The sequence below is a fragment of the Acinetobacter sp. 228 genome (assembly GCF_048147885.1).
This window is the reverse complement of the sequence record NZ_JAYWYV010000286.1, coordinates 1-1,340: the sequence shown is the minus strand read 5'-3', so window position 1 is coordinate 1,340 and position 1,340 is coordinate 1. Positions and strand designations below refer to the sequence as shown.

Below are 1,340 nucleotides of genomic sequence, written 5' to 3'. Positions count from 1 at the left end.
TTTGTTAGAACCCATTTAAAGTGTCTATATTCTCACCAATAAAAATGTCTGGTTTATGATGATTTTTATCACCATGGACTGGATATAAAATATAGATGCTGATCACTATGTCTGACAAAGAAATTCAACGTCTTGCAGTTCTGCAAGACGTTCGAGATCATCGTATTACCCAAGTCCGTGCTGCTGAAATCCTGAATCTTTCCACCCGTCAAATTACCCGGTTATTGCAGAAGCTCAATCAAGATGGTGTTTCAGGCATGACGCATGCCAGTCGTGGTCAACCGGGCCATCATCGCCATGACGATTTATTAAAATCGCAATGTCTTTCCATTATTTCTGAACATCTGCTGGGCTTTGGACCTACCTTGGCGCATGAGAAGCTCAGCAGCATGTTTGACCTGAATATCCCGGTAGAAACGGTTCGGCGCTGGATGACTGCAAATGACCTTTGGATTCCGCGATCCAAACGTCTAAAACGCCCATACCAGCCACGCTATAACCGTGATTGCTTCGGTGAGCTGATCCAGATTGATGGCTCATATCATGACTGGTTTGAAGGAAGAGCCACCAAATGCTGTTTGCTGGTTTATATCGATGATGCTACCGGCAAGCTGTTGCATCTGCGCTTTTGTGAGGCTGAAACGACCTTTGACTATATGCTTTCAACCCGAGCCTACATTGAGCAATACGGCAAGCCCTTGGCCTTTTACAGCGATAAACACTCGGTATTCAGAGTGAATCAGAAATCCAGCCAAGACAGCAAGATCACGCAATTTGGGCGGATTCTGAATGAGTTAAACATTGATATTATCTTCGCCAACTCCCCACAGGCGAAGGGTCGCGTAGAGCGAGCGAATAGAACCCTTCAGGACCGTTTGATCAAGGAGATGCGCCTGGAAGGCATCTGTTCGATTGCAGAAGCAAATGCCTGGTTGCCCTGCTTTATTGAGCAGTTCAATCAGAAGTTCGCCAAATGTGCGCGAAACTCAAAGAACCTGCATCGACCATTAACCGAATCTGATCTTGAACTGGATGATATTTTTACCTGGCAGGAACCGCGTAAGGTCACCAAGAACCTGACGATTACCTATGACAAATGTATTTATCTGCTTGAACCGACAGAGCTGAATCATAAGCTTGCTGGGCAATACATTGCATTTCTGGAGTATCCGGATGGCACTGTGGCCCTCATGCATGAAGGACGAAAGCTCAACTACAGCATCTTCAATAAATTGGCTGGGCTACAGCAAAATGAGATTGTTGAGAATAAACGGTTAGGTTCAGTCCTGGCGCATATTCAACAGCAGCATGAAGAACTAGAAAAACAGAATAAACGTTCC

General features: G+C 45.1%; 1 protein-coding gene. It reads left to right on the top strand.

Annotated features, from left to right (window positions below):
• Nucleotides 1–95: 95 nt before the first annotated feature.
• Nucleotides 96–1,340, top strand: a 1,245-nt coding sequence (locus VXQ92_RS18270) for an ISNCY family transposase (protein ID WP_416682759.1), incomplete at its 3' end; no start/stop codon positions are given.